Source organism: Devosia sp. P2_G7, assembly GCF_056403495.1.
On record NZ_JBFUFI010000005.1, the window covers coordinates 239,752 to 263,014 of the forward strand.

27 protein-coding genes are annotated in these 23,263 nt (G+C 65.1%); 19 read left to right on the top strand and 8 right to left on the bottom strand.

What is annotated here, in order from left to right; all coding sequences use genetic code 11:
• Window positions 1-67 precede the first annotated feature (67 nt).
• Window positions 68-475 carry a Cu(I)-responsive transcriptional regulator gene (cueR, locus tag AC1DWU_RS10745; protein WP_477149964.1) on the top strand — a complete coding sequence of 136 codons (408 nt, stop codon included), beginning with the start codon at window positions 68-70 and terminating at the stop codon, window positions 473-475.
• Window positions 462-857: a GNAT family N-acetyltransferase gene (locus tag AC1DWU_RS10750; RefSeq protein WP_477149965.1), complete on the top strand. Its 396-nt coding sequence runs from the start codon at window positions 462-464 to the stop codon at window positions 855-857. The genes cueR and AC1DWU_RS10750 overlap by 14 nt, the downstream gene beginning before the upstream one ends.
• Window positions 858-893: 36 nt before the next feature.
• Here AC1DWU_RS10750 and AC1DWU_RS10755 read toward each other — a convergent pair whose 3' ends face one another.
• Window positions 894-2,366 (bottom strand): NAD-dependent succinate-semialdehyde dehydrogenase, encoded by a 1,473-nt coding sequence (locus AC1DWU_RS10755; protein WP_477149966.1) that lies wholly within the window; start codon window positions 2,364-2,366, stop codon window positions 894-896.
• Between the two features lie 116 nt (window positions 2,367-2,482).
• Here AC1DWU_RS10755 and AC1DWU_RS10760 point away from each other — a divergent pair, with 116 nt between their 5' ends.
• Complete coding sequence (locus tag AC1DWU_RS10760) at window positions 2,483-3,391, top strand: SMP-30/gluconolactonase/LRE family protein (protein ID WP_477149967.1); 909 nt, start codon at window positions 2,483-2,485, stop codon at window positions 3,389-3,391.
• 139 nt (window positions 3,392-3,530) lie between these two features.
• Here AC1DWU_RS10760 and AC1DWU_RS10765 read toward each other — a convergent pair whose 3' ends face one another.
• Window positions 3,531-3,752, bottom strand: coding sequence for a hypothetical protein (locus AC1DWU_RS10765; protein WP_477149968.1), 222 nt, complete (start codon window positions 3,750-3,752; stop codon window positions 3,531-3,533).
• A 166-nt stretch (window positions 3,753-3,918) separates the two neighbouring features.
• On the bottom strand, window positions 3,919-4,323 hold the full coding sequence (rnk, locus tag AC1DWU_RS10770) for a nucleoside diphosphate kinase regulator (RefSeq protein WP_477149969.1): 405 nt from the start codon (window positions 4,321-4,323) through the stop codon (window positions 3,919-3,921).
• A 393-nt stretch (window positions 4,324-4,716) separates the two neighbouring features.
• Here rnk and AC1DWU_RS10775 point away from each other — a divergent pair, with 393 nt between their 5' ends.
• On the top strand, window positions 4,717-5,274 hold the full coding sequence (locus AC1DWU_RS10775; protein ID WP_477149970.1) for a sugar O-acetyltransferase: 558 nt from the start codon (window positions 4,717-4,719) through the stop codon (window positions 5,272-5,274).
• A gap of 20 nt (window positions 5,275-5,294) precedes the next feature.
• Here AC1DWU_RS10775 and AC1DWU_RS10780 read toward each other — a convergent pair whose 3' ends face one another.
• Together AC1DWU_RS10780 and AC1DWU_RS10785 are read right to left on the bottom strand one after the other, a co-directional pair.
• Complete coding sequence (locus AC1DWU_RS10780) at window positions 5,295-5,573, bottom strand: acylphosphatase (RefSeq protein WP_477149971.1); 279 nt, start codon at window positions 5,571-5,573, stop codon at window positions 5,295-5,297.
• Window positions 5,573-7,126, bottom strand: coding sequence for a UxaA family hydrolase (locus tag AC1DWU_RS10785; RefSeq protein WP_477149972.1), 1,554 nt, complete (start codon window positions 7,124-7,126; stop codon window positions 5,573-5,575). The genes AC1DWU_RS10780 and AC1DWU_RS10785 overlap by 1 nt, the downstream gene beginning before the upstream one ends.
• Before the next feature lie 144 nt (window positions 7,127-7,270).
• On the opposite strand from AC1DWU_RS10785, the gene AC1DWU_RS10790 reads away from it, so the two are divergent.
• The 10 genes from AC1DWU_RS10790 (at window position 7,271) to AC1DWU_RS10835 (ending at window position 17,351) form a co-directional block, all read left to right on the top strand.
• The gene (locus tag AC1DWU_RS10790; RefSeq protein WP_477149973.1) at window positions 7,271-8,026 is read left to right on the top strand and encodes a GntR family transcriptional regulator; all 756 of its coding nucleotides are present in this window, start codon (window positions 7,271-7,273) and stop codon (window positions 8,024-8,026) included.
• Between the two features lie 25 nt (window positions 8,027-8,051).
• A complete protein-coding gene (locus tag AC1DWU_RS10795) occupies window positions 8,052-8,483 on the top strand; it encodes an RbsD/FucU family protein (RefSeq protein ID WP_477149974.1) in 432 nt (143 codons plus the stop codon).
• 5 nt (window positions 8,484-8,488) lie between these two features.
• Window positions 8,489-9,499 carry a DUF3616 domain-containing protein gene (locus tag AC1DWU_RS10800; protein ID WP_477149975.1) on the top strand — a complete coding sequence of 337 codons (1,011 nt, stop codon included), beginning with the start codon at window positions 8,489-8,491 and terminating at the stop codon, window positions 9,497-9,499.
• An 86-nt stretch (window positions 9,500-9,585) separates the two neighbouring features.
• The gene (locus tag AC1DWU_RS10805; RefSeq protein WP_477149976.1) at window positions 9,586-10,437 is read left to right on the top strand and encodes a fumarylacetoacetate hydrolase family protein; all 852 of its coding nucleotides are present in this window, start codon (window positions 9,586-9,588) and stop codon (window positions 10,435-10,437) included.
• 183 nt (window positions 10,438-10,620) lie between these two features.
• Window positions 10,621-11,184, top strand: a complete 564-nt coding sequence (locus AC1DWU_RS10810) for a dihydrofolate reductase family protein (RefSeq protein WP_477149977.1) — start codon at window positions 10,621-10,623, stop codon at window positions 11,182-11,184.
• 405 nt (window positions 11,185-11,589) lie between these two features.
• Window positions 11,590-12,327 carry a FadR/GntR family transcriptional regulator gene (locus AC1DWU_RS10815; protein WP_477149978.1) on the top strand — a complete coding sequence of 246 codons (738 nt, stop codon included), beginning with the start codon at window positions 11,590-11,592 and terminating at the stop codon, window positions 12,325-12,327.
• Between the two features lie 208 nt (window positions 12,328-12,535).
• Window positions 12,536-13,672 (top strand): sugar ABC transporter substrate-binding protein, encoded by a 1,137-nt coding sequence (locus AC1DWU_RS10820; RefSeq protein WP_477149979.1) that lies wholly within the window; start codon window positions 12,536-12,538, stop codon window positions 13,670-13,672.
• 79 nt (window positions 13,673-13,751) lie between these two features.
• Window positions 13,752-15,305 carry a sugar ABC transporter ATP-binding protein gene (locus AC1DWU_RS10825; protein WP_477149980.1) on the top strand — a complete coding sequence of 518 codons (1,554 nt, stop codon included), beginning with the start codon at window positions 13,752-13,754 and terminating at the stop codon, window positions 15,303-15,305.
• A complete protein-coding gene (locus AC1DWU_RS10830) occupies window positions 15,302-16,375 on the top strand; it encodes an ABC transporter permease (RefSeq protein WP_477149981.1) in 1,074 nt (357 codons plus the stop codon). The genes AC1DWU_RS10825 and AC1DWU_RS10830 overlap by 4 nt, the downstream gene beginning before the upstream one ends.
• A gap of 10 nt (window positions 16,376-16,385) precedes the next feature.
• Window positions 16,386-17,351 (top strand): ABC transporter permease, encoded by a 966-nt coding sequence (locus tag AC1DWU_RS10835; protein WP_477149982.1) that lies wholly within the window; start codon window positions 16,386-16,388, stop codon window positions 17,349-17,351.
• A gap of 50 nt (window positions 17,352-17,401) precedes the next feature.
• Here the strand turns inward: AC1DWU_RS10835 and AC1DWU_RS10840 are convergent, their stop codons facing one another.
• Window positions 17,402-17,797 carry a RidA family protein gene (locus AC1DWU_RS10840; RefSeq protein WP_477149983.1) on the bottom strand — a complete coding sequence of 132 codons (396 nt, stop codon included), beginning with the start codon at window positions 17,795-17,797 and terminating at the stop codon, window positions 17,402-17,404.
• A 213-nt stretch (window positions 17,798-18,010) separates the two neighbouring features.
• Here AC1DWU_RS10840 and AC1DWU_RS10845 point away from each other — a divergent pair, with 213 nt between their 5' ends.
• The 5 genes from AC1DWU_RS10845 to AC1DWU_RS10865 all read left to right on the top strand — a co-directional run bounded on the left by AC1DWU_RS10845 (window position 18,011) and on the right by AC1DWU_RS10865 (window position 21,671).
• Window positions 18,011-18,712, top strand: coding sequence for a DedA family protein (locus AC1DWU_RS10845; RefSeq protein ID WP_477149984.1), 702 nt, complete (start codon window positions 18,011-18,013; stop codon window positions 18,710-18,712).
• A gap of 108 nt (window positions 18,713-18,820) precedes the next feature.
• Window positions 18,821-19,522, top strand: coding sequence for a DedA family protein (locus AC1DWU_RS10850; RefSeq protein ID WP_477149985.1), 702 nt, complete (start codon window positions 18,821-18,823; stop codon window positions 19,520-19,522).
• 61 nt (window positions 19,523-19,583) lie between these two features.
• Entirely contained in the window at window positions 19,584-20,156 is a 573-nt protein-coding gene (locus AC1DWU_RS10855) for a tetratricopeptide repeat protein (RefSeq protein ID WP_477149986.1), read from the top strand.
• A 98-nt stretch (window positions 20,157-20,254) separates the two neighbouring features.
• On the top strand, window positions 20,255-20,548 hold the full coding sequence (locus tag AC1DWU_RS10860; RefSeq protein WP_477149987.1) for a GNAT family N-acetyltransferase: 294 nt from the start codon (window positions 20,255-20,257) through the stop codon (window positions 20,546-20,548).
• A 109-nt stretch (window positions 20,549-20,657) separates the two neighbouring features.
• Window positions 20,658-21,671 carry a L,D-transpeptidase family protein gene (locus AC1DWU_RS10865; RefSeq protein ID WP_477149988.1) on the top strand — a complete coding sequence of 338 codons (1,014 nt, stop codon included), beginning with the start codon at window positions 20,658-20,660 and terminating at the stop codon, window positions 21,669-21,671.
• 35 nt (window positions 21,672-21,706) lie between these two features.
• Here AC1DWU_RS10865 and AC1DWU_RS10870 read toward each other — a convergent pair whose 3' ends face one another.
• Together AC1DWU_RS10870 and AC1DWU_RS10875 are read right to left on the bottom strand one after the other, a co-directional pair.
• On the bottom strand, window positions 21,707-22,318 hold the full coding sequence (locus AC1DWU_RS10870; protein ID WP_477149989.1) for an alpha/beta hydrolase: 612 nt from the start codon (window positions 22,316-22,318) through the stop codon (window positions 21,707-21,709).
• A complete protein-coding gene (locus AC1DWU_RS10875; RefSeq protein WP_477149990.1) occupies window positions 22,315-23,259 on the bottom strand; it encodes a VOC family protein in 945 nt (314 codons plus the stop codon). Before AC1DWU_RS10875 ends, AC1DWU_RS10870 begins: the two co-directional genes overlap by 4 nt.
• Window positions 23,260-23,263: the final 4 nt, after the last annotated feature.

Genomic DNA, 23,263 nt, shown 5'->3' on the forward strand with positions numbered 1-23,263 from the left:
TCATAGGGTCTGTTCTGCACCTTCCCATCATGGTAAGGTCAAGCACATTGTTCAGATAGGTGTTCCCATGCAGATCGGCGAGGCCTCCCGGCTGACCGGCGTATCCGCCAAGATGATCCGTCACTACGAGTCCATTGGACTAATCCCCGGCGCGGACCGTCGTTCCTCCAACTATCGCGACTACGGCCACCATGACATCCACCGCCTCGGCTTCATCCGCCGCGCCCGCGACCTCGGCTTCTCGATGGACGAGATCCGCGACCTGTTGCGCCTCTGGGGCGATACCCAGCGGTCGAGCGCCGACGTGAAGGCCCTGACCCAGAGCCACATCGCTGAACTCGACCAGAAGATCAAACTGCTCGGCGAGATGCGCCACACCCTCGCCGCCCTCGCCGACGCCTGCGACGGCGATCACCGGCCCGATTGCCCGATCATCGAAGGCCTCGCCGGAAGCACGCCGCATGCCGGACACTGACATCGCCTACCGGCTCGACCCGTTCCCGAGCGAAGAGGAACTGGCCCCGCTGTGGCGCGCTGCCTGGGGCGATGGCTGGAGCGGCGACCTCGCCTTCATCCTCACCCGCAGCCTCACTCATGCCTGCGCCTATTCCGGCACCCGCATGGTCGGCTACGTCAACGTCGCCTGGGATGGCGGGGTGCATGCTTTCCTGCTCGATACCACGGTCGACCCGGAGTTCCAGCGGCGGGGGATCGCCAAAGAACTGGTGCGGCAAGTGGCCGAGGCGGCGCGTGAGCGGGGCGCACACTGGCTGCATGTAGACTGCGAGCCGCACTTGGAGGCGTTCTACGCAGCGTGCGGGTTCCAGCCGACGGCGGCGGGGTTGATCAGGCTCTGAGGCCGGTGGGGGTCAACAGCCACCAGCCCATCGACCTCAAACGCTCAAGCACAGATACTTGATATCGAGATAGTCCTCGATCCCGTACTTGCTCCCCTCGCGCCCGTGCCCGGACTGCTTCACCCCGCCGAACGGCGCAACCTCGGTGGAGATCAGCCCCGTATTGATCCCCACCATCCCGTAGTCGAGCGCCTCGGCGACCTCGAACACCCGGCTCAGGTCGCGCGCATAGAAGTATGACGCGAGCCCGAACTCCGTCGCGTTCGCCAGCCGGATCACCTCCTCGACCGTCTCGAACTTGAACAGCGGCGCCAGCGGCCCGAATGTCTCCTCGCGCGCCAGCACCATCTCGGCCGTTGCGCCGGCCAGCACCGTCGGCTCGAAGAACAGGCCCTCCTTGCGCTTGCCGCCGGTCAGCACGCGGCCGCCCTTGCGCAGCGCGTCGGTCAGGTGCCGCTCCACCTTCTCCACCGCCTTCTCGTCGATCAGCGGCCCGGTGGTGATCCCCACGCCAAAGCCGTCGCCGACCCGCAGCTTCTCCACCGCCGCGGTGAGCTTCGCCGCGAACGCGTCGTAGACATCCGCCTGCACGTAGATGCGGTTGGCGCAGACGCAGGTCTGCCCATTATTGCGGTATTTCGAGATCATCGCCCCATCGACCGCCGCATCGAGATCGGCGTCATCGAACACGATGAACGGCGCATTGCCGCCAAGCTCGAGACTCAGCCGCTTGATCTGGTCCGCCCCCTGCCGCATCAGGATGCGGCCGACCTCGGTCGAGCCGGTAAAGCTCAGTTTCTTCACCACCTCGTTGGAGCAGAACTCCTTGCCGAGATCCGACGAATGCGTCGACGGCAACAGGTTGAACAGCCCCGCCGGCAACCCGGCCCGCTCCGCCAGCACCGCCATCGCGATCGCCGATAGTGGCGTTTCCGCCGCCGGCTTCGATACAACGGCGCACCCCGCCGCCAGCGCCGGCGCCACCTTCCGCGCCAGCATGGCGTTGGGGAAGTTCCACGGCGTGATCGTCGCGACGACCCCCACCGGCTGCTTGATCACGATGATCCGCTTGTCTTCCTGGTGCCCAGGAATGGTGTCGCCGTAGACCCGCTTCGCCTCCTCGCCGAACCACTCGACATAGGCCGCGCCATACAGCACCTCGCCCTTCGCTTCCGGTACGGGCTTGCCCTGCTCCGCGGTCATGACCGCCGCGAGATCATCGGCATTCTCGACCATCAAATCGTGCAGCTTCCGCAGCACCGCAGCGCGCGCCTTGCCGGTCTTCTTCGCCCAGGCCACCTGCGCTCCATCTGCAGCGTGGATCGCCAGCTTGGCCTCGGCCACGCCACAGTTTGGCAGCACCGCCAGCACTTCGCCGGTCGATGGATTGGTCACCTCGAATGTCGTGGCGTTTTCAGCCGTCTCGAGCCAGCGTCCGCCGATGAAGGCGGCCGCGCGGAGCAGCGATGTGTCCTTGAGGCGGGTGTTGAGCGCGTCAGTGATGGGCATCGGAATTCTCCTTGAGGCGGAAAGCTCTGCGCCTCGCCTGCAATGAACGCAAGTAGCCTTGCCGGGCTCCAAAACTTCCGATTGGATGCGCCGCGAAGTTAAGCGAGGGGGACCAAATGGCCGGCATCTATCAGCATCACGAGAAGGAATTCGGGCACCTGATCCAGGGCAGCGCCAAGCTCGAAACGCTCTATTCCGATTGCCGCTGGGCCGAAGGCCCGTGCTGGTTCGGCGATGCCAACCAACTGGTCTGGTCCGACATCCCCAACAACCGCCTGATGCGCTGGACCCCAGATGGCGGCGCCTCGGTGTTCCGCCACAACTCCAACTACATCAACGGCAATACCCGAGACCGCGAAGGCCGCCTGGTCTCCTGCTCGCACGGCGGCCGCAACGTGGTGCGCACCGAGCTTGACGGCACCATCACCGTCCTAGCCGACAGCTATCGCGGCAAGAAGCTCAACGCCCCCAACGACGTGGTGGTGAAGTCCGACGGCACCATCTGGTTCACCGACCCGGGCTACGGCATCCTCTCGGACTACGAGGGCTACAAGGGCGAGTTCGAGCAGGACGGCTGCTACGTCTTCTGCCTCGACCCCGCGACCGGGGAGCTGAAGGTCGCCATCGACGATTTCATCCGCCCCAACGGCATCGCCTTCTCGCCCGACGAGAAGCTCCTCTACGTCGCCGACAGCGCCTATAGCCACGGCGCCGACCTACCCCGCCACATCCGCGTCTTCGACGTCAACGCCGACAACACCGTCAGCAACTCGCGCGTCTTCTGCGTCACCGACACCGGCCTGCCCGACGGCTTCCGCCTCGACGACCGCGGCAATGTCTGGACCTCCGCCGGCGACAGCGTCCACTGCTTCAACTCATCGGGCGTGCTGCTCGGCAAGCTCCTGACGCCGGACGGCGTCGCCAACGTCGAATTCGGCGGCCCCCGCCGCAACCGCCTGTTCATCTGCGCCACGCAGAGCCTGCACAGCATCTACCTGGCAGTGAACGGCGCAACGCGGCCCTAGCTGCCACACCCACCGGCCTGCCTTCTCCCCTTGTGGGAGAAGGTGCGCGTAGCGCCGGATGAGGGGTCCGCAACACGTTGGTGTTGCCCGATCGGAGCGAAGCGACGAGCGATCCTTCTCCCACAAGGGGGGAAGGCGATCACCGCCGCCGCGGCACCAGCCGGACGACTGTGTTACCGAGCCGCTGGCGCACCACGGCGCGGGGCGGCACGCTGGTCGTGCGCACGGCGTCGGCGAACCAGTCGTCCTCGACAAAGGCGATGGTGTTCGATTGCAGGTCGTAGCGGATCGCCAGGGCCTGACCGGTGGTCGAGCGCATACCGGTCATCGCGATGGGCTGGTGGGCACGTTGCTGGGCCATGGGAGCCTCCGAAGTGCGGGGCGGCCAGTTCGGCCGCAACACTTCATTAACCATGACTGATGCTAGCGCCATGACGGTTGGGCCGCACAATTGTGACAGTCCAACCATCTGATGTTTCAAGCGAATTAAGTGCCACGGAGGCGACGAGCCAACCCCCGCTCACGAATCACGCCTGTTGTTCGACCGCCAGCACGGTCAGCACATGCTTGTTGCCGTCCCGCGCCTCCCAGGTGATCGACTGCCCGATATCGAGCCCGATCAGCGCAGTGCCGACCGGCGTCAGCACGGAAATCTTGCCCTGGGCGATGTCGGCGTCGGCCGGATAGACCAGCTGCACGGTCCGCTCGGAGCCATTGTCGGGCCGATAGGTCACGGTCGAGCCCATCCGCACCACGCTCGAGCCGAGCTTGGGGGTGGGGACGACGCGGGCCCGTTCGATCTCATAGAGCAGGTCGTCGGCGGCATCGGAGCCGTGTCCGCTGCCGGCGAGCGCCAGGGCGATAAGTTTGCGGTGGTCATCCTCGCTGAGGACGATGCGCGGTTGTAGGTCGTAGCGACGCAAGGATTGCATCTTGGGTATTCCTTTCGATGCGCGAACGTCTGCAGTCTCTGCCGCGACGGTTCACGCTGGTGTCTTTGGATTGGCGCCTTGTTGGCGAGCCCGAACGGAAATGTCCGTGTGGGTCTCGGGATGCCCCAGACCCGGCGGCGCCTAGGCGCGGATCATGGGGCTAAATGCCTGCGACCGGGGTTTCCCGGTGCGGTGCCATAACAATGATGGTCGCAAAGCAAGACATGGGTCGTATGTAGGCGGTCTTGTCGCAAAGTCAAATCCAGCCGCGCTTCGTGTCTCTGGCTGAATCTCGGGATCGGGCAGATTCAGACCCTTCCACCCTGTGCCTCGACTCAGCAAATCTCGGCGCCCGCCCTCGCGCAAACCTCACCGCACCCCCGGGGAAAACGGATGGCCATCGACGATCGCACCAAGATCATTCCGAGGCGGACGCCGGAATCAGCGGCGATGGTCGCCAGCGTCAAGCGGGCGATGGCGATCACCCCGGCCATCAACCGCCTGGCCTACGACGATGCAGACGCGATCCGGGCCCTGTTCAGCGAGCTGATCGGCCACCAGGTGGACGACAGCTTCTCGCTGATCCCGCCGTTCTACGCCACCGGCGGCGACAACACCCGGGTCGGGCGCAACGTCTTCATCAACCAGAACTGCACCATGTACGACTTGGGCGGCATCGACATTGGCGACGACGTCATGATCGGGCCCAATGTCAGCCTCATCACCTCGGGCCATCCCATCGAGCCCTCCCAACGCCGTGCCGCCGTGATCGCCAAGCCGATCGTGATCGAGCGCAACGTCTGGATCGCGGCCGGAGCAACCATCATCGGCGGGGTGACGGTAGGTGAGAACTCGGTAGTCGCTGCGGGTTCGGTCGTCACCAGGGACGTTCCTCCGAACACCCTGGTCGGCGGAAATCCTGCGCGGGTCATTCGGTCGGTCGGCGAGTAAGCCGCGACCCCACCCGGCCGTTACGCCGTCGGCAGCGAACTGAACCCATCCGGTATGGGCCCCTCGTAAGGGCCCGTCCGCACATCGGTCACCGCCGCGGCAGGCGGGCCGGCGTTGAGTTCCATCAGGATGTGCTGGATTTCACCTTCATTGCCGGCGAACACCGCCTCGACCGTGCCGTCGCGCCGGTTGCGGACCCAGCCATCCAGCTTCAGCACCTCGGCCTCGCGCTCGACAAAAGCGCGAAAGCCCACTCCCTGCACCCGTCCAGTGATCACCACATGGACGGCGCGCCGCATCAGAACGTCGCCCCAATCTGCCAGGGGACGAACTCGTTGTCGCCATACCCCAGGAGTTCCGATTTGCTCTTCTCGCCCGAAGCGACCGCGAGGATCTTGTCGAAGATCTCCTGCCCCTTTTCTTCCAGGGAGCCGCCCTCGACCACTTCGCCGCCGTTGATGTCCATGTCATCGATCATCTTGTGATAGATGTCCGAGTTGGTGGCGATCTTGATCGACGGCGTCGGCTTGCAGCCATAGGCCGAGCCGCGGCCGGTGGTGAAGCATAGTATATTTGCACCACCAGCAACCTGTCCCGTCGCCGAAACCGGATCGTATCCGGGCGTATCCATGAACACGAACCCCTTTTCGGTCACCGGATCGGCATAGTGATACACTGCATTGAGCGGAGTTGTACCGCCTTTTGCAGTTGCACCCAGAGATTTCTCCAGAATAGTGGTAAGTCCGCCAAGTTTGTTGCCCGGAGACGGATTGTTGTTCATCTCCATGTTGTTGCGTTCGGCGTAATCTTCCCACCAGTGGATGATATCGATGAGCTTCTCGCCGACCTCGCGGTTCTTCGCACGCCGGGTGAGGAGGTGCTCCGCGCCGTAAACCTCCGGCGTCTCGGAGAGAATCGCCGTGCCGCCGTGCCGCACCAGGATGTCCGCCGCGACGCCCAGCGCCGGGTTGGCAGTGATGCCCGAATAGCCGTCCGAGCCGCCGCATTGCAGCGCCAGCATCAGTTCCGACGCCGGCACCGTCTCGCGCTTCGCCTTGTTGACGATCGGCAGCATGGCCTTCACCGCTTCGACGCCGGCTTCCACCGTCTTCCGCGTGCCGCCCACTTCCTGGATGGTCATGGTACGGAACGTTTCATTCTCGGTGACCCCATAGGCTTCCTTGAGCCGCGGGATCTGGAAGCCCTCGCAGCCGAGCCCCACCATGATCACCCCACCCATGTTCGGGTTGGTGGCATAGCCCCACGTGGTCTTCTTGAGGATATCGAAGATCACCCCTCGATAGTCGATGACGCAGCCATTGGCCTGCTTCAGCGCCACGATGCCGTCGACATTGGGATACTGCTCGAGAATGCCCGAGCGCTCGACCTCTCGCGCGATAAACCCGGCGACCGTGGTCGAGCAGTTCACCGAGGTCAGGATGCCGATATAGTTGCGCGTCCCCACCGTGCCATTGGAGCGGCGGAAGCCCTGGAACGTCGCCCGCTGCGCCTCCGGCACGAAATCCACCGGCACGATGCCCTCGCCGAACGCGTAGTCGCGCTGGAACGCGCCGTGCTCCTCGCCGATCGTCACATTGTGCTCGTGCACCCACTCGCCCGGCGGGATCGCGTCCTTGGCAAAGCCGATGATCTGCCCGAACTTGACGATCGGCTCGCCCGCTGCAACCTGCCGCACGGTGAACTTGTGCCCCTTGGGCACGCGCTTGGTGGTGCGCACGCCCTGTGGCGTATCGGTGCCGACATCGAGATTGCTCAGCGCCACCGCGACATTGTCTTGGGCGTTGAGCAGCAGCGTCTTGGCGGCGGCGGGGCGGGACATGACATCGGACATCGGGAGCGGCTCTTCTGATCCTGGATACGGGCGGGAACTGTCGAAACTGCTGTACGCCCGACGCTGCCCGCTTGCGGCGGAAAACCTGTCGGGCGACAAGCAGGTGCAATTGAAATGCTCCGGCAGTCCAACTAACATGTTAGCATGAAGACTGACGCAAGTCCCTACTCATTTCTGTCTACGCCCGCGACACCGACACGCGGCAACGTCACCGTGTTCGTCACCGACACGCTGCGCCAGGCCATCGTCCAGCTGGACCTGAAGCCCGGCGAAGTGATCGACAAGGGTGCCATCTGCGAGCGGCTGGGCGTCTCGCGCTTCCCCGTCTCCGAGGCGCTGGCCCGGTTGCAGGCCGAGGGTCTGGTCGACATCCTGCCGCAACGCGGCAGCACCGTGTCACTGGTCCGCATCGCCGACGTGCTCGAATACATGCTGATCCGCAAAGCGCTCGAGGCCGAAGCGGTCCGCGTCGTCACCGGCAACCACAGCCCGGAGCTGATCGACACGCTGCAGCGCAACATGAGCTACCAGCGCGCCGCGGTGGAGATCGACGACCAGAACGGCTTCCACGAGCGCGATCTCGAGTTCCACGACATCATCTTCGGCGACATGCGCTTCACCAAGGTGAAGGGCGTCATCGAGAACACGCGCGCCAATCTCGACCGCGCCCGCCGCCTGATCCTCACCCCGCGGCGGCTGAGCACCACGCTCAACGAGCACCAGAAGATCCTCGACGGCATCATCGCCAGCGACACGATGATCGCCTCCGCCGCCATGCGCGCCCACATCGACTCGGTGATGGCCGAACTCATCGCCTTCGCCGCCGATCACGCCGAGCTGTTCGCCGACGGCGAAATGCTCCGCGACGACCCCGCCTACTCCGCCTTCCCGTTCGGCTGAACGGCAACAAACAAAAGGAACCACCATGCTCAAGGGCATTTCGCCGATCCTCGGCCCCGACCTGCTCTACATCCTGCGCGCCATGGGCCACGGTGATGAGATCGCTATCGTCGACGCCAACTACCCCGGCGACAGTGCAGGCCCGCAACTGGTACGCCTCGATGGCATCAGCGCCAACGACGTGCTCGATGCGGTGCTCTCGGTGATGCCGCTCGATACCTTCGTCGACGAACAGGCCTTCGGCATGGAAGTGGTCGGCGACGCCAAGAAGCGCGAGCAGACCCACAAGGATTTCGACAAGCTGATCAGGAAGCACGAGCCGGAGATGAAGCTGAGTCTCCTCGAGCGCTTCGCCTTCTACGAGCGTGTCCACGGCGCCTATGCCGTCATCCAGACCGGCGAGCGCCGCCTCTACGGCAATGTGTTGCTGAAGAAGGGCATCGTCCGCCCGGAGTAAGCCACATGACGCGGGACGGTGATCAGCCGTTTATCCCCACCCGGGAGCTCGCCCTGATCGGCGACTTCCTGAGCGCGGAGACTACGGTCGCCACCGATCTCAGCGGCATCGCCAGCGCCACGCCGCTTGGCCGGCGGCGGCGCAAATGCCTCGTCATCGACAACGAGGGACTGTTCGCGCAATTCGCCTGGCTCGATCTCGATGCGGCCACGCTCGAGCCCGGCACCGTGGTGCCGCTGCTCCCCGCCGATCGCATCAAGCTCGAGGCCGTCGGCGCCGCGCCGGATGACGGCTACCCCGGCCCCGACCGCTACATCCTCGACGGCGAAGGCGTCGTCTGGCTCGGCCCGCACTACTACGTCACCGGCTCCCACAGCATCCATGACTGGCTCACCCCGCAGGGCAAGAAGCGCGCCGACTACCGCCGCTCCGCCCACCTCGTCGCCCGGGTCGGCCGCGATGGCCGGCACCCCGAACTGAGTTTCCGCCTCAACGAGCTGCTGCGCGGGCGAAAGACCTTCGCGCCCTATTTCCTCAAGTCGCCCAACAAGCGCGACGGCATCAACATCGAGGGCCTCGCCGCCTGGCGCCGCCGCCTCTATTTCGGCTTCCGTACCCCGACCATCAACGGCGACGCCCTGCTGCTCAGCGTGCGTGCCGCCGCATTGTTCACGGCGGGCGCCGACCTCGCCGCGAAAGTCATCCGCGTGCCGCTGGGGCGCGGCGTCGGTATCCGCGATCTCGCTACGCTCCCGGATGGCCGGTTCCTCATTCTCGGCGGCCCGTCCTCCGATGCGGCCGAAGGCTTCACCGTCAACCTGTTCAACCGCAAGCGCGATGCTGTGACGAGGCTCGGCATGCTCGAACCGATCGGCCGCGACAAGGTCGAGGCACTGCTGCTTGCCGACTACACGCTACGCGCTGATGGCAGTGCCATCGCCGAGCTGCTGGTCCTCTCCGACCACCCCGCCAACGGCCGCCCGCGGCTATTCACCCTAGAGATTCCGGCCGGCTGAGCCCGCCGAACGGATTCGACCATCGTCGCCCTCGACTCAGCGCGACCAGCGCCCTATCCCTTCGCACCAAATTTGAGGAGCACTCCATGAAACTTCTGCGCGTCGGCCCCAAGGGCGCCGAAAAGCCCGCGATCCTGCACACCGACGGCACCTATCGCGACCTGTCTTCCGTGGTTTCCGATATCGCCGGCGCCGCCATCGGCGCCGAGGGCCTCGCCAAGATCAAGGCCGCCGACCACGGCAGCCTTCCCGTGCTCGACAAGGGTTCGCGCATCGGCCCCTGCGTCGGCAGCGTCGGCAAGTTCATCTGCATCGGCCTCAACTATGCCGACCACGCCGCCGAAACCGGCGCCGCCATCCCGGCCGAGCCGATCATCTTCATGAAGGCGACCAGCGCCATCATCGGGCCGAACGACGACGTGATCCTGCCCAAGAACACCCTGAAGCCCGACTGGGAAGTCGAGCTCGGCGTCATCATCGGCAAGGAAGCCCGCTACATCGAAGAGAAGGACGCGCTGGACTACGTCGCCGGCTACTGCGTCGTGAACGACCTGAGCGAGCGCCACTTCCAGACCGAGCGCGGCGGCCAGTGGACCAAGGGCAAGTCGGCCGACACTTTCGGCCCTATCGGCCCGTGGCTGGTCACCAAGGACGAAGTCAAGGACGTGCAGAACCTCGGCATGTGGCTCGACGTCGACGGCCACCGCTACCAGGACGGCTCCACCAAGACGATGATCTTCGGCGTCGCCCACGTCGTTGCCTATCTCAGCCAGTTCATGAGCCTGCAGCCGGGTGACGTGATCACCACCGGCACCCCGCCGGGTGTCGGCATGGGCCAGAAGCCGGAGCCGATCTGGCTGAAGCCGGGCCAGACCATGAAGCTCGGCATCGACGGCCTGGGCGAACAGCAGCAGACGACCAAGGCCTACGCGGCCTGAGGTCTTCGCACTGAAGTTTCGAGGGCGTCGGTCGCAAGGCCGACGCCCTTTGTGCTTCTGGGCGCCTCTCCCACCCGTCGCCGTCACCGACCTCTGCTACATCACTTAAGCCGTAACTTAATCATTGACGTTCCCTGCTCCCGCACGTTAGTTAAGCCACACCTTAACCGACGAGGGGCGCCCATGCGCAAGCTCAAGATGCATCTCCACGTATCGCTGGACGGCTATGCCTCCGATGCTGATGGCGGCTTCTACTGGGTCACCTACAACGACGTGATCGCCGCCCGGGCAAAACAGCTGACCACCAATGCCGATACCGTGGTCTTCGGTCCCAAGACCTACAAGGGGATGCAGGGCTACTGGCCGACCGTCCCCGGCAACCCCGACGCGACGCCGGGCGAACGCGAGCACGCCGACTGGCTCGCCCGCTCGACCAAGATCGTCGTCTCGACCACCCTGCCCGAAGCCGAGGCCAACTGGGAGAAGTCGCTGCTACTGCGCGATCCCATGGAACTGAACGCGCTGAAGCAGCAGCCCGGCGGCGACATCGTCAGCTTCGGCAGCCCGATCCTCGTCCGCAGCTGCCTCGAGCGCGGCCTGATCGACGAGCTGCATTTGTTCCTCAACCCGATCCTTCTCGGCGGCGGTCAACTGGTATTCGGCCCCGGCGCGCAGAAGAAGCTGCTGTTGGTCGAAGCGCTGCCGCTGCCCGACGGCGTCGTGGCGCTGACCTACGCTCCCGGTTGAAGAACGGGGGCGGCTAGCCCCTTGCGTCCCACCACCGGCCTGCCTTCTCGAGAAGGCACTCCCTCGATCGCCGCCGTACCATAGCAGCGACAGGGGGTGTTTTTCACAGCCTCCGGCAGCCGGCTGTGACGTCATTTCGTGTCGTCGCGAGCCACCCAGCTGTCATCCACAACGCCTCCGGCTAACATGTTAGTATCCAATGTTTTTCCGCCACGTACCCGCTCTCCGCAGTCTCCCGCAGATCAATTCCAAATAGTATTTGTCATACCAGTTGTCGTCACAATCTACTCCAAGCATCCATTGCAGAGCTATTGACAGGCAAAAACACTGAAACTAACGTCCCGCTGGTCCTACAAATGTAGGACTGAGGGAACTATTCACATTTGGCGTCGGGGCAATCCGGTCATGTCGGCCAGGAGCAATGTCGTTCGGCTGAAGCAGGGGAGCGTGCGCAAAAAGCACGGCGCCGTGCACCTCTATGACTCGGCTGTCGAGACCCTGGTCGGCCAGATCAAGGCACTGATCGACGCCCGCAACCTCGGGGTCGGCGACCCGCTGCCATCGGAGCGCGAGCTGGGCGAGATGTTCAGCTCGAGCCGCACGACGGTGCGCGAGGCGATGCGCATCCTCAAGGCCTATGGCGTGGTCGACGTGCGCCCCAAGGTCGGCGCTGTCATCATCGATCGACGCATGGACGCGGTGTTCGAGCTCTATTCGTTCAACACGCTGGAACTCAGCCGCCAGACCTTCCTCGACACGCAAGGCTTCCGCCAGCTGATCGAGGTCGGCTCGGTTGACCAGCTGTTCGATCGCGCCACTTCCGAGGACATCGTCGAGCTCCGCACTATCAACGACGCGATGCGCGAGGAAGATCAGATCCACGCCGCCGCGCAGCACGATTTCCGCTTCCATTCGACCCTGGTCGGCATCCTCGGCAACAAGCAGGTCACCGAGATCTACCGGATCATGAAGCCGGTGATGCTGAAAATCATGGAGAGCGGCGTCAACCGGATGAAGACCCACGGCGTCAGTTTCGACGAGCACGGCGGCATTGCCGACGCCCTCGAGACCCGCAACCGCTTCGCCTATCAGTACCGCATGAGCCAGCACCTCGAAGCCGGGTTGGCCCTGTTCAAGGAGTAGACACGGAGCGTGCTCAGGAAAAGTCGCTCGCGCTTTTCCGGTTCGAACGCGCGACCAACCGAAGGATTTGGCGACGCCAAGGGAGGCGCGCCGGATCGGGCTATCTCGCCCGACGACATGGTGGACGGACACGAGAACACCCGGCCACCGTTTGACCACCGACTCGACGGCCTAGTTGTTTCAGATTGTTCTCTGGGAGGAGAAACCTATGAACGCACTACGCATCGCTTCGGCCGCTCTCGCCGGCCTTCTCGTCTCGACCAGCCTCAGCTTCGCCGGACCGAACGTCGTCTCCGGCCCCGGCGCCGACCCTACCTGCTTCGCGCCGTGGAACGCCGAGACCAAGTACTTTCAGTGGGAAGCCAAGCCCGGCCCATACCGCATCGCGGTGGTCAACGGCTATGTCGGCAACACCTGGCGCATCCAGATGATCAAGACCGCCAAGGCCTTCGCCGAAGACCCGGCGATCAAGGACAAGATCAAGGAGTTCAAGGTCGTCTCGACCGGCACCGACGCGCCGGCCCAGCTCGGCGCCATCGAGGACTTCATTAATCAGGGTTTTGACGCCATCGTCACCATCGCGGTGTCGCCGGAGGGTTTTGACCGCGTCATCCGCCTCGCCGATCGCGAGAACGTCGTCATCGTGCCGTTCGACAACATCCTCGATACCGACGCCGTCATGATGGTCAACGAAGACCAGCTGCAGATGGGTCGCGACTGGGCCAACTTCGTAGTCAAGGAACTGGCTGCCAAGGGCAAGACCTCGGGCAAGATCCTCGAAGTCCGTGGCCTCGCCGGCAACTCGGTCGATCGTGACCGCTCGATCGGCATCCACGAGGTGTTCGACGGCACCCCCGGGCCCTGGGAAATCGTCCAGGTGGTCGGCAACTGGGATGACGGAACCGCGCAGAAGGTGACCGCCGACGCGCTCGCCGTGCACGGCACCTTCGACGCCGTGATCACCCAGGGCGGCTCGACCGGCACCGTGCAGGCGCTGCTCGATGCCAAGCACCCGTTCGTGCCGGTGGGCGGCGAAGCCGAGAACGGGTTCCGCAAGCTCGTCGCTGCGCACTCCGGCGAGGGCCTCGTTGGCCTCTCGATCGGCCAGTCCCCGGGTCTCGTCGCCATCTCGATGAAGGCGGCGATCTCGGCGCTCGAAGGCAACGTCATGCCCCAGCTCATCTCGGTGCCGCTGCCTTCGGTCGACTACACCGCGCTCAAGGACGGCACCAATTTCTGGACCGACCTGCCGGACAACTTCTTCACCGTGAACGAATTCCCGCCATGCGGGGTGAACATCTCGGGCCCGGCCATCATGGCCCAGACCGAGGAGAACGTGCAGTAGACCTCCGCATGTAAAAGGCGGTGCCGGCCCCATCGCCGGCACCGCTGCTCCCCATTCATTCGACGGCTGAGGATCTACGATGCTGGACGGCAAGCCCGCGCGGCCATTCGCCGAACTGAGCGGCGTATCGAAGTACTTCTCGGGCGCCCGGGCGCTCGAAGGTGTCGACTTTTCCTGCTGGCAAGGCTCCATCCACGCCATCCTGGGCGAGAACGGCGCCGGCAAATCCACTCTGATCAAGATCATGGCCGGCGTAGTGCAGCCAGATACCGGCACGCTGACTGTCGAAGGTACGCCGCACCGCTTCTCGCGCCCCTCCGATGCAGGGAAAGCTGGCGTCGTCTGCGTGTTCCAGGAACTGTCGCTGATGCCCGACCTGTCGGTCGCCGACAACATCTCGATTTCCGACCCGCCGCGCCGCTTCGGCCTCATCGACAAGCGCGCCCAGCGCGATCGCGCCGAAATGCTGCTCGCCCGCATCCACTGCGAGGACGTCGACCCCCGCGCGCTGATCCGCGACCTGTCGCTGAGCCGCCGGCAGATGGTCGAAATCGCCAAGGCGCTCGGCAAGAACCCCAAGCTCTTGATCCTCGACGAGGCAACCTCCGCGCTCACCAGCCGAGACGTCGAAACCGTCTACAACGTGCTCGCCGAGCTGAAGGCCGAGGGCACCGGCATGCTGTTCATCTCGCACCGGATGCACGAGGTCGAGGCGCTCTGCGACACCCTCTCGGTATTCCGCAACGGCCGCCACATCGAAACCTTCGACAAGGGCGCCCGCAGCCAGGACGAGATCGTCAAGCTGATGATCGGCCGCGACATCACCCACCAGTTCCCGACCAAGCCCCCCGCCCTCGCCCGCAAGCCACACCTCGCCGTCACCAACCTCAAATGGGAGAACCGCCTCAATGGCGTCTCGCTGTCGGTCGGCAAGGGCGAGATCGTCGGGCTCGGCGGCCTCGACGGCCAGGGCCAAAAGGAACTGTTGCTCGCCCTGTTCGGCGTGCTCCGCGGCGTCGAGGGTAAGGTCACGGTCGGTGGCGAGGGCGGCATTCCCGCCTCCCCAGCCGATGCCAAGAGCGGCCGCAGCCGCATCGCACTGGTGCCCGAGGACCGTAAGACCGAAGGGCTGATGCTCCCCATGTCGATCACCGACAACCTGCTGGTCGCGAGCTTCGACAAGGTTCGTCAGGGTCCGTTCATCGACCGGGCAAAGTCGCGGCAAGCTGTGGCCGATGCCATCGCCCAGTTGCAGATCAAGCTCAACAAGCCGGACGACCCGGTCGCCAGTCTCTCCGGCGGCAACCAGCAGAAAGTGGTCATCGCCAAGTGGCTGATGACCGATCCCGAGGTGATGCTGCTCAACGACCCGACCCGCGGCATCGACGTCGGCACCAAGCAGGAGCTCTACCGGCTGATGCGCGAGCTCGCCTACAAGGACACCGCGATCCTCTTCTACTCCACTGATTATGCTGAGCTAATCGGCTGCTGCGATCGCGTCGCGGTAATGTACGACGGCCGCATCGTCACCGAGTTCTCAGGCGACGCCATCACCGAGGAAGCCCTCGTCGCCGCCGCGCTCAACATCACCAGGCCGGTCGACGCGCCGGCCCGAGAGGCGGTGCCCGCATGAGCGCCGTTACCGCCAACACCCCACCCCGCGCCTCGGCGCTCGCCATGTCGATCCGCCAGAACCGCGGCTTCTACGGCGCCCTGCTGCTGCTCGCCGCGCTCTACATCACCTACAACTTCATCCACCCGCGCGGCTTTTCCACCAACGTCTTCATCGCCAACACCAATGAATCCGTGGCGCTCGCCTTCGTCGCCATGGCGCAGGCGATGACCGTGATCCTCGGCGGCCTCGACCTCTCGGTCGGCGCGGTGATGACCCTCACCAGCTGCATCGCCAGCGAACTGGTCCGCGGCGAACCATGGCAGATCATCCTCGGCTGCGTCTTCTCCGTCGCCGCAGGCACCGGTTTCGGCCTCGTCAACGGCCTCGTCATCGTCTACGGCCGCCTGCAGCCGATCATCGCCACATTGGCCACAGGCGCCGTCGCCATCGGCCTCGCGCTGCTGATCCGCCCGGAACCGGGCGGCGAGGTCGATCTCGATCTCAACTGGGCCGCCACCAACTCGCTGCGCGACCTGGCCGAGACCTACCACCTGTTCGACGATGGCGAGGCCGCCTGGTTCCAGCCCATCGCCTGGTTCCCGGTGCCGCTGATCATCCTCGTCGTGGTCGCGGCCGCCGTGTGGATCCCGTTCCGCCGCACCGTCACCGGCCGGGCGCTCTACGCCATCGGCTCGTCTGAGGGCGCCGCCTACATGTCGGGCCTGCCGATCAACCGCGCCAAGCTCTGGGCCTTCACGCTGGCCGGCTTCTTCGCCGGTTGCGCCGGGCTCTACCTCGCCGTCCAGACCGGCTCCGGCAGCGCCGATATCCCGCAGGCCGGCGCCTACACGCTCAACTCCATCGCCGCCGTGGTGCTGGGCGGCATCTCGTTGCTCGGCGGCGTCGGCACGGTGATCGGGGCGCTGGTCGGCGCGCTGATCCTCCGCGCCATCTCGTTCTACTTCCGCATTCTCTCCATCGACCCACTGCTGCAACCGCTGGTCGAGGGCGTCGTGCTGCTCGCCGCCGTCAGCCTCGGCGCCATCCGCACGCTGCGGGTGAAGAACCGCCTCGAACTGTTCAGGTAGGACCGGACCCATGGCCAACGACCTCACCCTGCCCCGCCTGAAACCCGACGATCTGCCGATCGTCATCTCCGCCGGCTTCGTGCTGGTGATCCTGGCGCTCGGCTCGATCTACACCATGGCAACGCTCGGCTCGATGCCGCTGCTGAGCCCCAATTACCTGCTCACCCAGCTGCAGACCGGCGCCTTCCTCGGCATCGTCGCCGCCGGCATGATGATGGTGATCCTTCTCGGCCACATCGACCTGAGCGTGCCGTGGACGATGACCGCCGCCGCCATGATGGCGACCACGGTCGGCGGCCCCGCCGCCATCCCGACCGGCCTCGCCATCGGCCTCCTGGTCGGCCTCTTCAACGGCTTCGGCGTCGCCTATCTCCGCATCCCCTCGATGATCTTCACCCTCGGCGTCGACTCGGTGATGCGCGGCCTGATGGTCGCCCATACCGGCGGCTTCTCGCCGGTCACCGAATCCACCCCGCTGATGCGGTACCTCGCCGCCGACAAGATCCTCGGCATCCCCGTCGCGATCTTCGTCTGGGCCGCGGTGTCCGTCGTCATCGCCGCCATCCTCAGCCGCACCGCCTTCGGCAAATCCATCTATGCCACCGGCAACCGCGAGGCCGCGTCCTACCTCAGCGGCATCCGAACCCGCTGGGTCATCGTCGGCGCCTTCGTCATCTCAGGGCTCTGCGCGGCGCTCGCCGGCGTGCTGCTCGCCGGCTATTCCGCCAAGGCCTACCAGGGCATGGGCAATGCCTACCTGCTGCCGGCCATCGCCGCGGTGGTGATCGGCGGCACCCACATCCTCGGCGGCCGCGGCCGCTTCATCGGCACCGTCGTCGGCGTGATCCTGATCGTGCTGCTCAACTCGGTGCTCTCGATCATGCAGATGCCGGAAGCCGGCCGCCAGATCATCTACGGCCTGGTGATCATCGTCATGCTGCTGGTCTATGGACGGACGGCGAAGGTGACGAGCTAGACCGGGGATCCATCGGCTTGGCGCTTCTCCCCCTTGTGGGAGAAGGTGGGTCAGGGCCGTCGAGCGATCAGGTCGATCTCCACGAGCGAGCCCACCGCCAGCGCCGTCACACCCACCGTGGTCCGCGCCGGCAACTTCCCGGCCTCGAAGAAGCTCGGCCACAACGTATTGAGCTCCACGTAGTCGCGATGAAACTCGGTGAGGTAAATGCGCGCCATGGTGACGTGTTCGAGCCCCAGGCCCAGGCCGGCGAGGATCAGTTTCAGGTTCTCGATCACCCGCCGCGTCTGTGCCTCGATGCCCTCCGGCAGGGGGGCGTCCGGCGCGTTGGGGTCGGTCGGCATCTGACCGGTGACAAACACGAAGCCGTCGGCCTCGACCGCATGGCTGAAAGGCGCCACCGGCTGCGGTCCGCCGGAGATCATGTGGTGGATAGGCAGCGACATCGACAACTCCGTTCAGCCCGCTGCCTCATCGCCCCCACGGCTGAGTGCAGCGTCGACGCGACCATAGCGCGTTCACGCACAGTTCATGCACGTCTCGTCAAATAGCCGCAATGGGCGCGCCACTACCGACTGGCGGTGCCATGCCAATCGTGACACGTTACAGCACGAGGCAATGCCTCGCGCCTAGGGGGCACAGGGGAGCAGCCGTAGCCTATGATCGAGTTCTTCCATTCAATTTCGACTTGGCTCGAACTGTTCCTGCAAGGCATTTCCGACAATTTCTGGCTCTCGCTGCTTTTCATCTTCCTGGTCTGCATCGGTGAAGCGGTCTTCATCGTCGGCCTGCTGGTGCCCTCGCTTCCGATCCTGCTACTGACCGGTGGCCTTATCGCTCAGGGCAGCCTGCCGTTCTGGCCGATCTACTTCGCAGCCGTGCTCGGCGCGATCATCGGCGACGCCATCTCCTACACCGTCGGCTGGGCACTGAAGGACCGCATCCGGACGGTCTGGCCGTTCAAGAACCACCTCAAGCTCATCGAGCAGGGCGAGGTGTTCTTCGCCCGCCACGGCGGCAAGGCCATCTTCATCGGCCGCTTCATCACCGGCGTGAAAGCCGTGATCCCCGGCGTCGCCGGCATGATGGGCATGTCGTACCGCCACTTCTCGGTCATCAATGTCGTCTCGGCTTTCGTCTGGGCCGCAGTGCACATCCTGCCCGGCGTGCTGCTCACCGGCTGGCTGAAGTCGATTGGACTGAGCCTCGAGCTGGTCATCATCGTCGGCGCCATCGTGCTCACCGTCCTCTTCCTCATCGTCCACTTCTGGAAGCGTATCCTCCTGTCCCTGGCCCCGTTCATGGGCGAGTTCGGTCGCTCGCTGCAGGCGCGCTGGCAGAAGCCCGAGACCGGCCACTAAGGAGCGCGTGCAGGAAAAGTTGCAGACTTTTCCCGTTCGAACGCGCGACAAACGAAGACCCGCGGCTCCTGTCACGCAATCCTCATTTCGGCCCGCTAGGCTGGGCCGATGCTCGAGGTTTTCAACGCACTCACCGGCTGGCTGGAAATGCTGCTCGAGGCCATCTCGGGCAATTTCTGGCTCAGTCTCTGGTTCATCTTCCTGATCGCTGCCACAGAGGCCGTATTCATCCTCGGGCTGTTCATCCCGTCGACGCCGGTACTGCTGCTCGCCGGCGGCCTGATCGCTGACGGCAAGCTCCCGTTCTGGGAGATCTATCTCGCGGCGGTGGTCGGCGCGGTGGTCGGCGACGCCATCTCCTACACCGTGGGCTTCTGGCTGAAGGACCGGATCAAGACCATCTGGCCGTTCCGCAACCACCTGCCGCTGATCGCCCGCGGCGAGGCGTTCTTCGCCAAGCACGGCGGCAAGTCGGTGTTCATCGGCCGCTTCATCCCAGGGGTGAAGGCCGTGGTGCCCGGCATCGCCGGCATGTTCGGCATGGACTATCGGCGCTTCTCGATCATCAACGTCACCTCCGCCTTCGTCTGGGCCGCCGCTCATATCCTCCCCGGCATGCTGCTCTCGGCCTGGCTGAAGTCGATGGGCCTCAGCCTCGAGTTGGTGATCATCGTCGGCGCGTTGATCCTCGTGGTGCTGTTCCTCTTGCTCCATTACTGGCGAGCGATCCTCCTCGCCGCAGCGCCATTTCTCGGCAATTTCGGTCGCTCGCTCCAGGCTCGCTGGCAGAAGCGCGAGGCGGGGCACTAGGCGGCGCCGATCACCAACTGATCACTTGCGCCGCCGCGGCCCGGGGTCGAATATTGGGGCCATGCGCAACCTGGCTCGTCTTGCCTCGATCCTTCCGCGCCTCCTCCTGGGGCTGCTGTTGCTGTTGGCGCTGAGCCCGGCCCTGGCCGACGACGCGGCGGACCGTCTGGCCCTCGACAAGCTGTTCGCCCAGTTGCGCGTCGCCCCCGACGCCGAGACCGCACACGCCATCGACCAGAAGATCTGGATCTACTGGACCACCCCATCCGACCCGATCCTCGCCGGCCGCATGCGCGAGGCGCTGACCGCCCGCAACATGGGCGACGTGCCGGGAGCGATCCGCCTGCTCGACAAGCTGATTGCCGATTACCCCGACTACGCCGAGGGTTGGAACCAGCGCGCCACCATGTATTACGCGATCGGCAACTTTGATGCCTCGATCGCCGATTGCGAGAAGGTGCTGGCCCTCGAGCCCCGCCATTTCGGCGCCCTTTCCGGGCGCTCGCTGATGTACCTGCAACTGGGCAAGCGCGCCCTGGCCCTGAGAGACATGGCCGCCGCCCTCGCCATTCACCCGTTCCTCAACGAGCGACGGCTGTTTCCCGAACTTGGTGAGCCGATGACGCAGATCTGACCCGCGCCCACCGCTCTTCCGCCTGCCCGCTTCCACCCCATATGTGCATCATGCCCGGCGCCAAAGCTGACGCCGTTCCGACTGTGAAAGGTTTTGCGATGTCTGACGAACTTCCCGTCGAGCACGAAGAGGCCGACGGCCGCGGCCGCTACGTGGTCTATCTCCCCGACGGCAGCGAAGCTGAAATGACCTACCAGCGCCGCGATGCCAAGACCATCATCGTCGACCACACGGGCGTGCCGCCACAGCACCGCAACCTCGGCCTTGCGCTGAAGCTGGTCGAGCGCGGAATCGCCGATGCTCGCGCCACCGGCAGCAAGATCGTGCCGGTCTGCTCCTACGTCGTGGCGCAGTTCCGCCGCCATCCGGAATGGGCCGACCTGCAAGCCTGATCCGCGGCATTTTGGCCAAATGCTAACCATGCCGATGCTGCGCACGACAGATTGAGGCAACCCGTGAGCCGCCGGCGTTGTTTCCTCTTCCCCAAAGGAACTGGAAACCATGCGCCTCGCGCTCGCTACCCTCGCTTTCGCCCTCGCCACCGTTCTTGCCAATGCGCAGGAGGTGGCGACGCTGCCGGCTGTGCCGCTCACCGCTGAGGCAGTGAACGCCGCCGACCTCTCGACCATCCCGGTGCAATACGCTCCGCCGGCTGAAGGAGCCACCAAAGTCGAGCGCCAGCCCGATCCCGCCATCATCCGCCTGCAGGTGCTGCTCGATCGCGCCGGCGCCTCGCCGGGGGTCATCGACGGCTTCGACGGCGACAATGTGCGCAAGGCCGTGTTCGCCTTCGAGCTGATGCGCGACCTGCCTCCCGACGGCGCGCTCGATCCCGACATGCTCACAGCGCTCGAAACCGGCGACCCGGTGATCGGCGACTACAAGATCATCGCCGACGACCTCAACGCCATCGGCGAGCCGATTCCCAAGGACTATGCCGAGCAGGCCAAGCGCAAGTTCCTCGGCTACACCTCGATCGCGGAAGAACTGGGCGAGCGCTTCCACATGGATGTGGACCTGCTGAAGGCGCTCAACCCCGGTGCCAGCTTCACCACCGGCGAAACGATCCAGGTCGCCGCATACGGCCCGGACCTCAAGGGCGAGGTGCTGCGCATCGAGGCCGACAAGTCGCTGCGCCAAGTGCGCGCCTATGGCGAGGGCGACCGGCTGATCGCTGCCTATCCGGCCACCATCGGTTCCGAGGAAAACCCGTCGCCCACCGGCACCCATGTGGTCGAAGGCGTCGCCCCCATGCCCGAATACACCTACAACCCCAAGGTCAATTTCCAGCAGGGCAAGAACACCGAAGTGCTCACCATCCCGCCCGGTCCCAATGGCCCGGTTGGCTCGATGTGGATCGACCTGAGCGAACCGACCTTCGGCATCCACGGCACCCCCGAACCGTCGCTGATCGACAAGACCGCCTCGCATGGCTGCGTGCGCCTGACCAACTGGGACGCGAATGAACTCGCCAAAATGGTGAAGCCCGGCGTGCCGGTGGCGTTCGTTGGCTGACATGAAAAGGCCGCCCCGAGAGGCGGCCTTCGTACTTACTCGGCGAGGAAGTCCCGCACCGCGAGCAGTTCCTCGCGGCGGATTTCGTGCCCGCCTTCGTGCCAGAACAGCGTCACCTCGGCGCCCTGCTCCTTGAAATAGGTCGAGAGCAGCTCCGCCGAATGCACCGGCGCGATCGGATCGCGGCGGCCCGCGGTGATGATGATCCGCTTGCCCTTCAACCCCGGCTGCGGCTTGGGCGTGAAGGGGATCAGCGGGTGCATCAGCACCGCCACGTCGAACTGCTCCGGCGCCTCGAACAACACCGAGGCGAGGATGTTCGCCCCGTTCGAGTAGCCAAGCCCCAGCACCTCTTTGGCACTGCCTTTGCTCGCCCCGACGAAGCCCGCGAGCTTCTTGGTCGCCCGGGCTAGGTCCGCCATGTCATAGCGGCCCTCGCCAACGCGCTTGAAGTAGCGCAGCGCCCCGCCTTCGGAGACGTCGCCCCGCACACCGATCCGCCGCGCCCCGGGCTTCAGCTCCGCGGCGAGGTCGGTGAACTGATGCTCGTCGCCGCCGGTGCCGTGCAACAGGTAGAAGGCCGGCGCATCCTGGGATGCGCCGGGGATATCCACGTTGACGTAGCTGTCGAGTACTTCGGCCATCATGCCAGTTCCTTGTCCTCGAGCGGCTGCAGCGTCTGCTCCAGCTGGCTCCTCAGGTGTTCATGCTGCGTCGGCAGCTTCAGCGACTCGCCGAGGTGCGCAGTGTCCTCGTCCCGATCGAACCCGGGCTCGTTCGTCGCGATCTCGAACAACACGCCGCCCGGCGTCCGGAAATAGATCGCCCAGAAATAGTCCCGGTCGATCACCGGCGTCACCTGGTAGCCCGTGTCGAGCAGGGCCTTCCGGACTTCGAGCTGCGCCGCCCGGTTCTCCACTGCGAACGCGATGTGATGCACCGAACCCGCGCCGAGATCGGCCCGGTTGGCATCGGGCAGCACCTCGATATCGATGGTGTTGGCAGGGTTGCCATCCGGCCGGATCAGCCGGTGGGTGTTCCCCGAGCTCTCGGCGTTCTGGTAGCCCATGAACTTCAGCAGCTCCTCCGTGGCGCCACCGTCGCGGAGCCGCATCGAAGCCGAATGGAAGCCCCGGATCGCATGCTCGGCGTCGACGCCGCTGCCGGTCCACGGCAGCCGGGCGTCGGCCGCGTTCTCGACCAGCGCCAACGCATCGCCTTCCGGAGCCCGGAAGCTCAGGCGCTTGTCGCCAAAGCTTTCGGAGAGCGCGAGGTCACCGACGCGGTCCTGTGCCAGCCGCTCCTGCCAGTAGCCGAGCGAGCCCTCGGGCACCGAGAAGACCGTGGTGCCGACTTCGCCGACGCCAGGCCGGCCGCGAGCAATGTGCGGGAACGGGAAGTGCGTCATGACCGTGCCGGGCGTACCGACCTCGTCACCGTAGTAGAGGTGATAGACGTCGGGCGCGTCGAAATTGACGGTCTGCTTCACCCGGCGCAGGCCGAGCGTCTTGGAGAAGAAATGGTTGTTCTCGGCCGCATCGCGCGCCATCGACGTAACGTGGTGCAGGCCCTTGATCTGGGTGATCATCGCT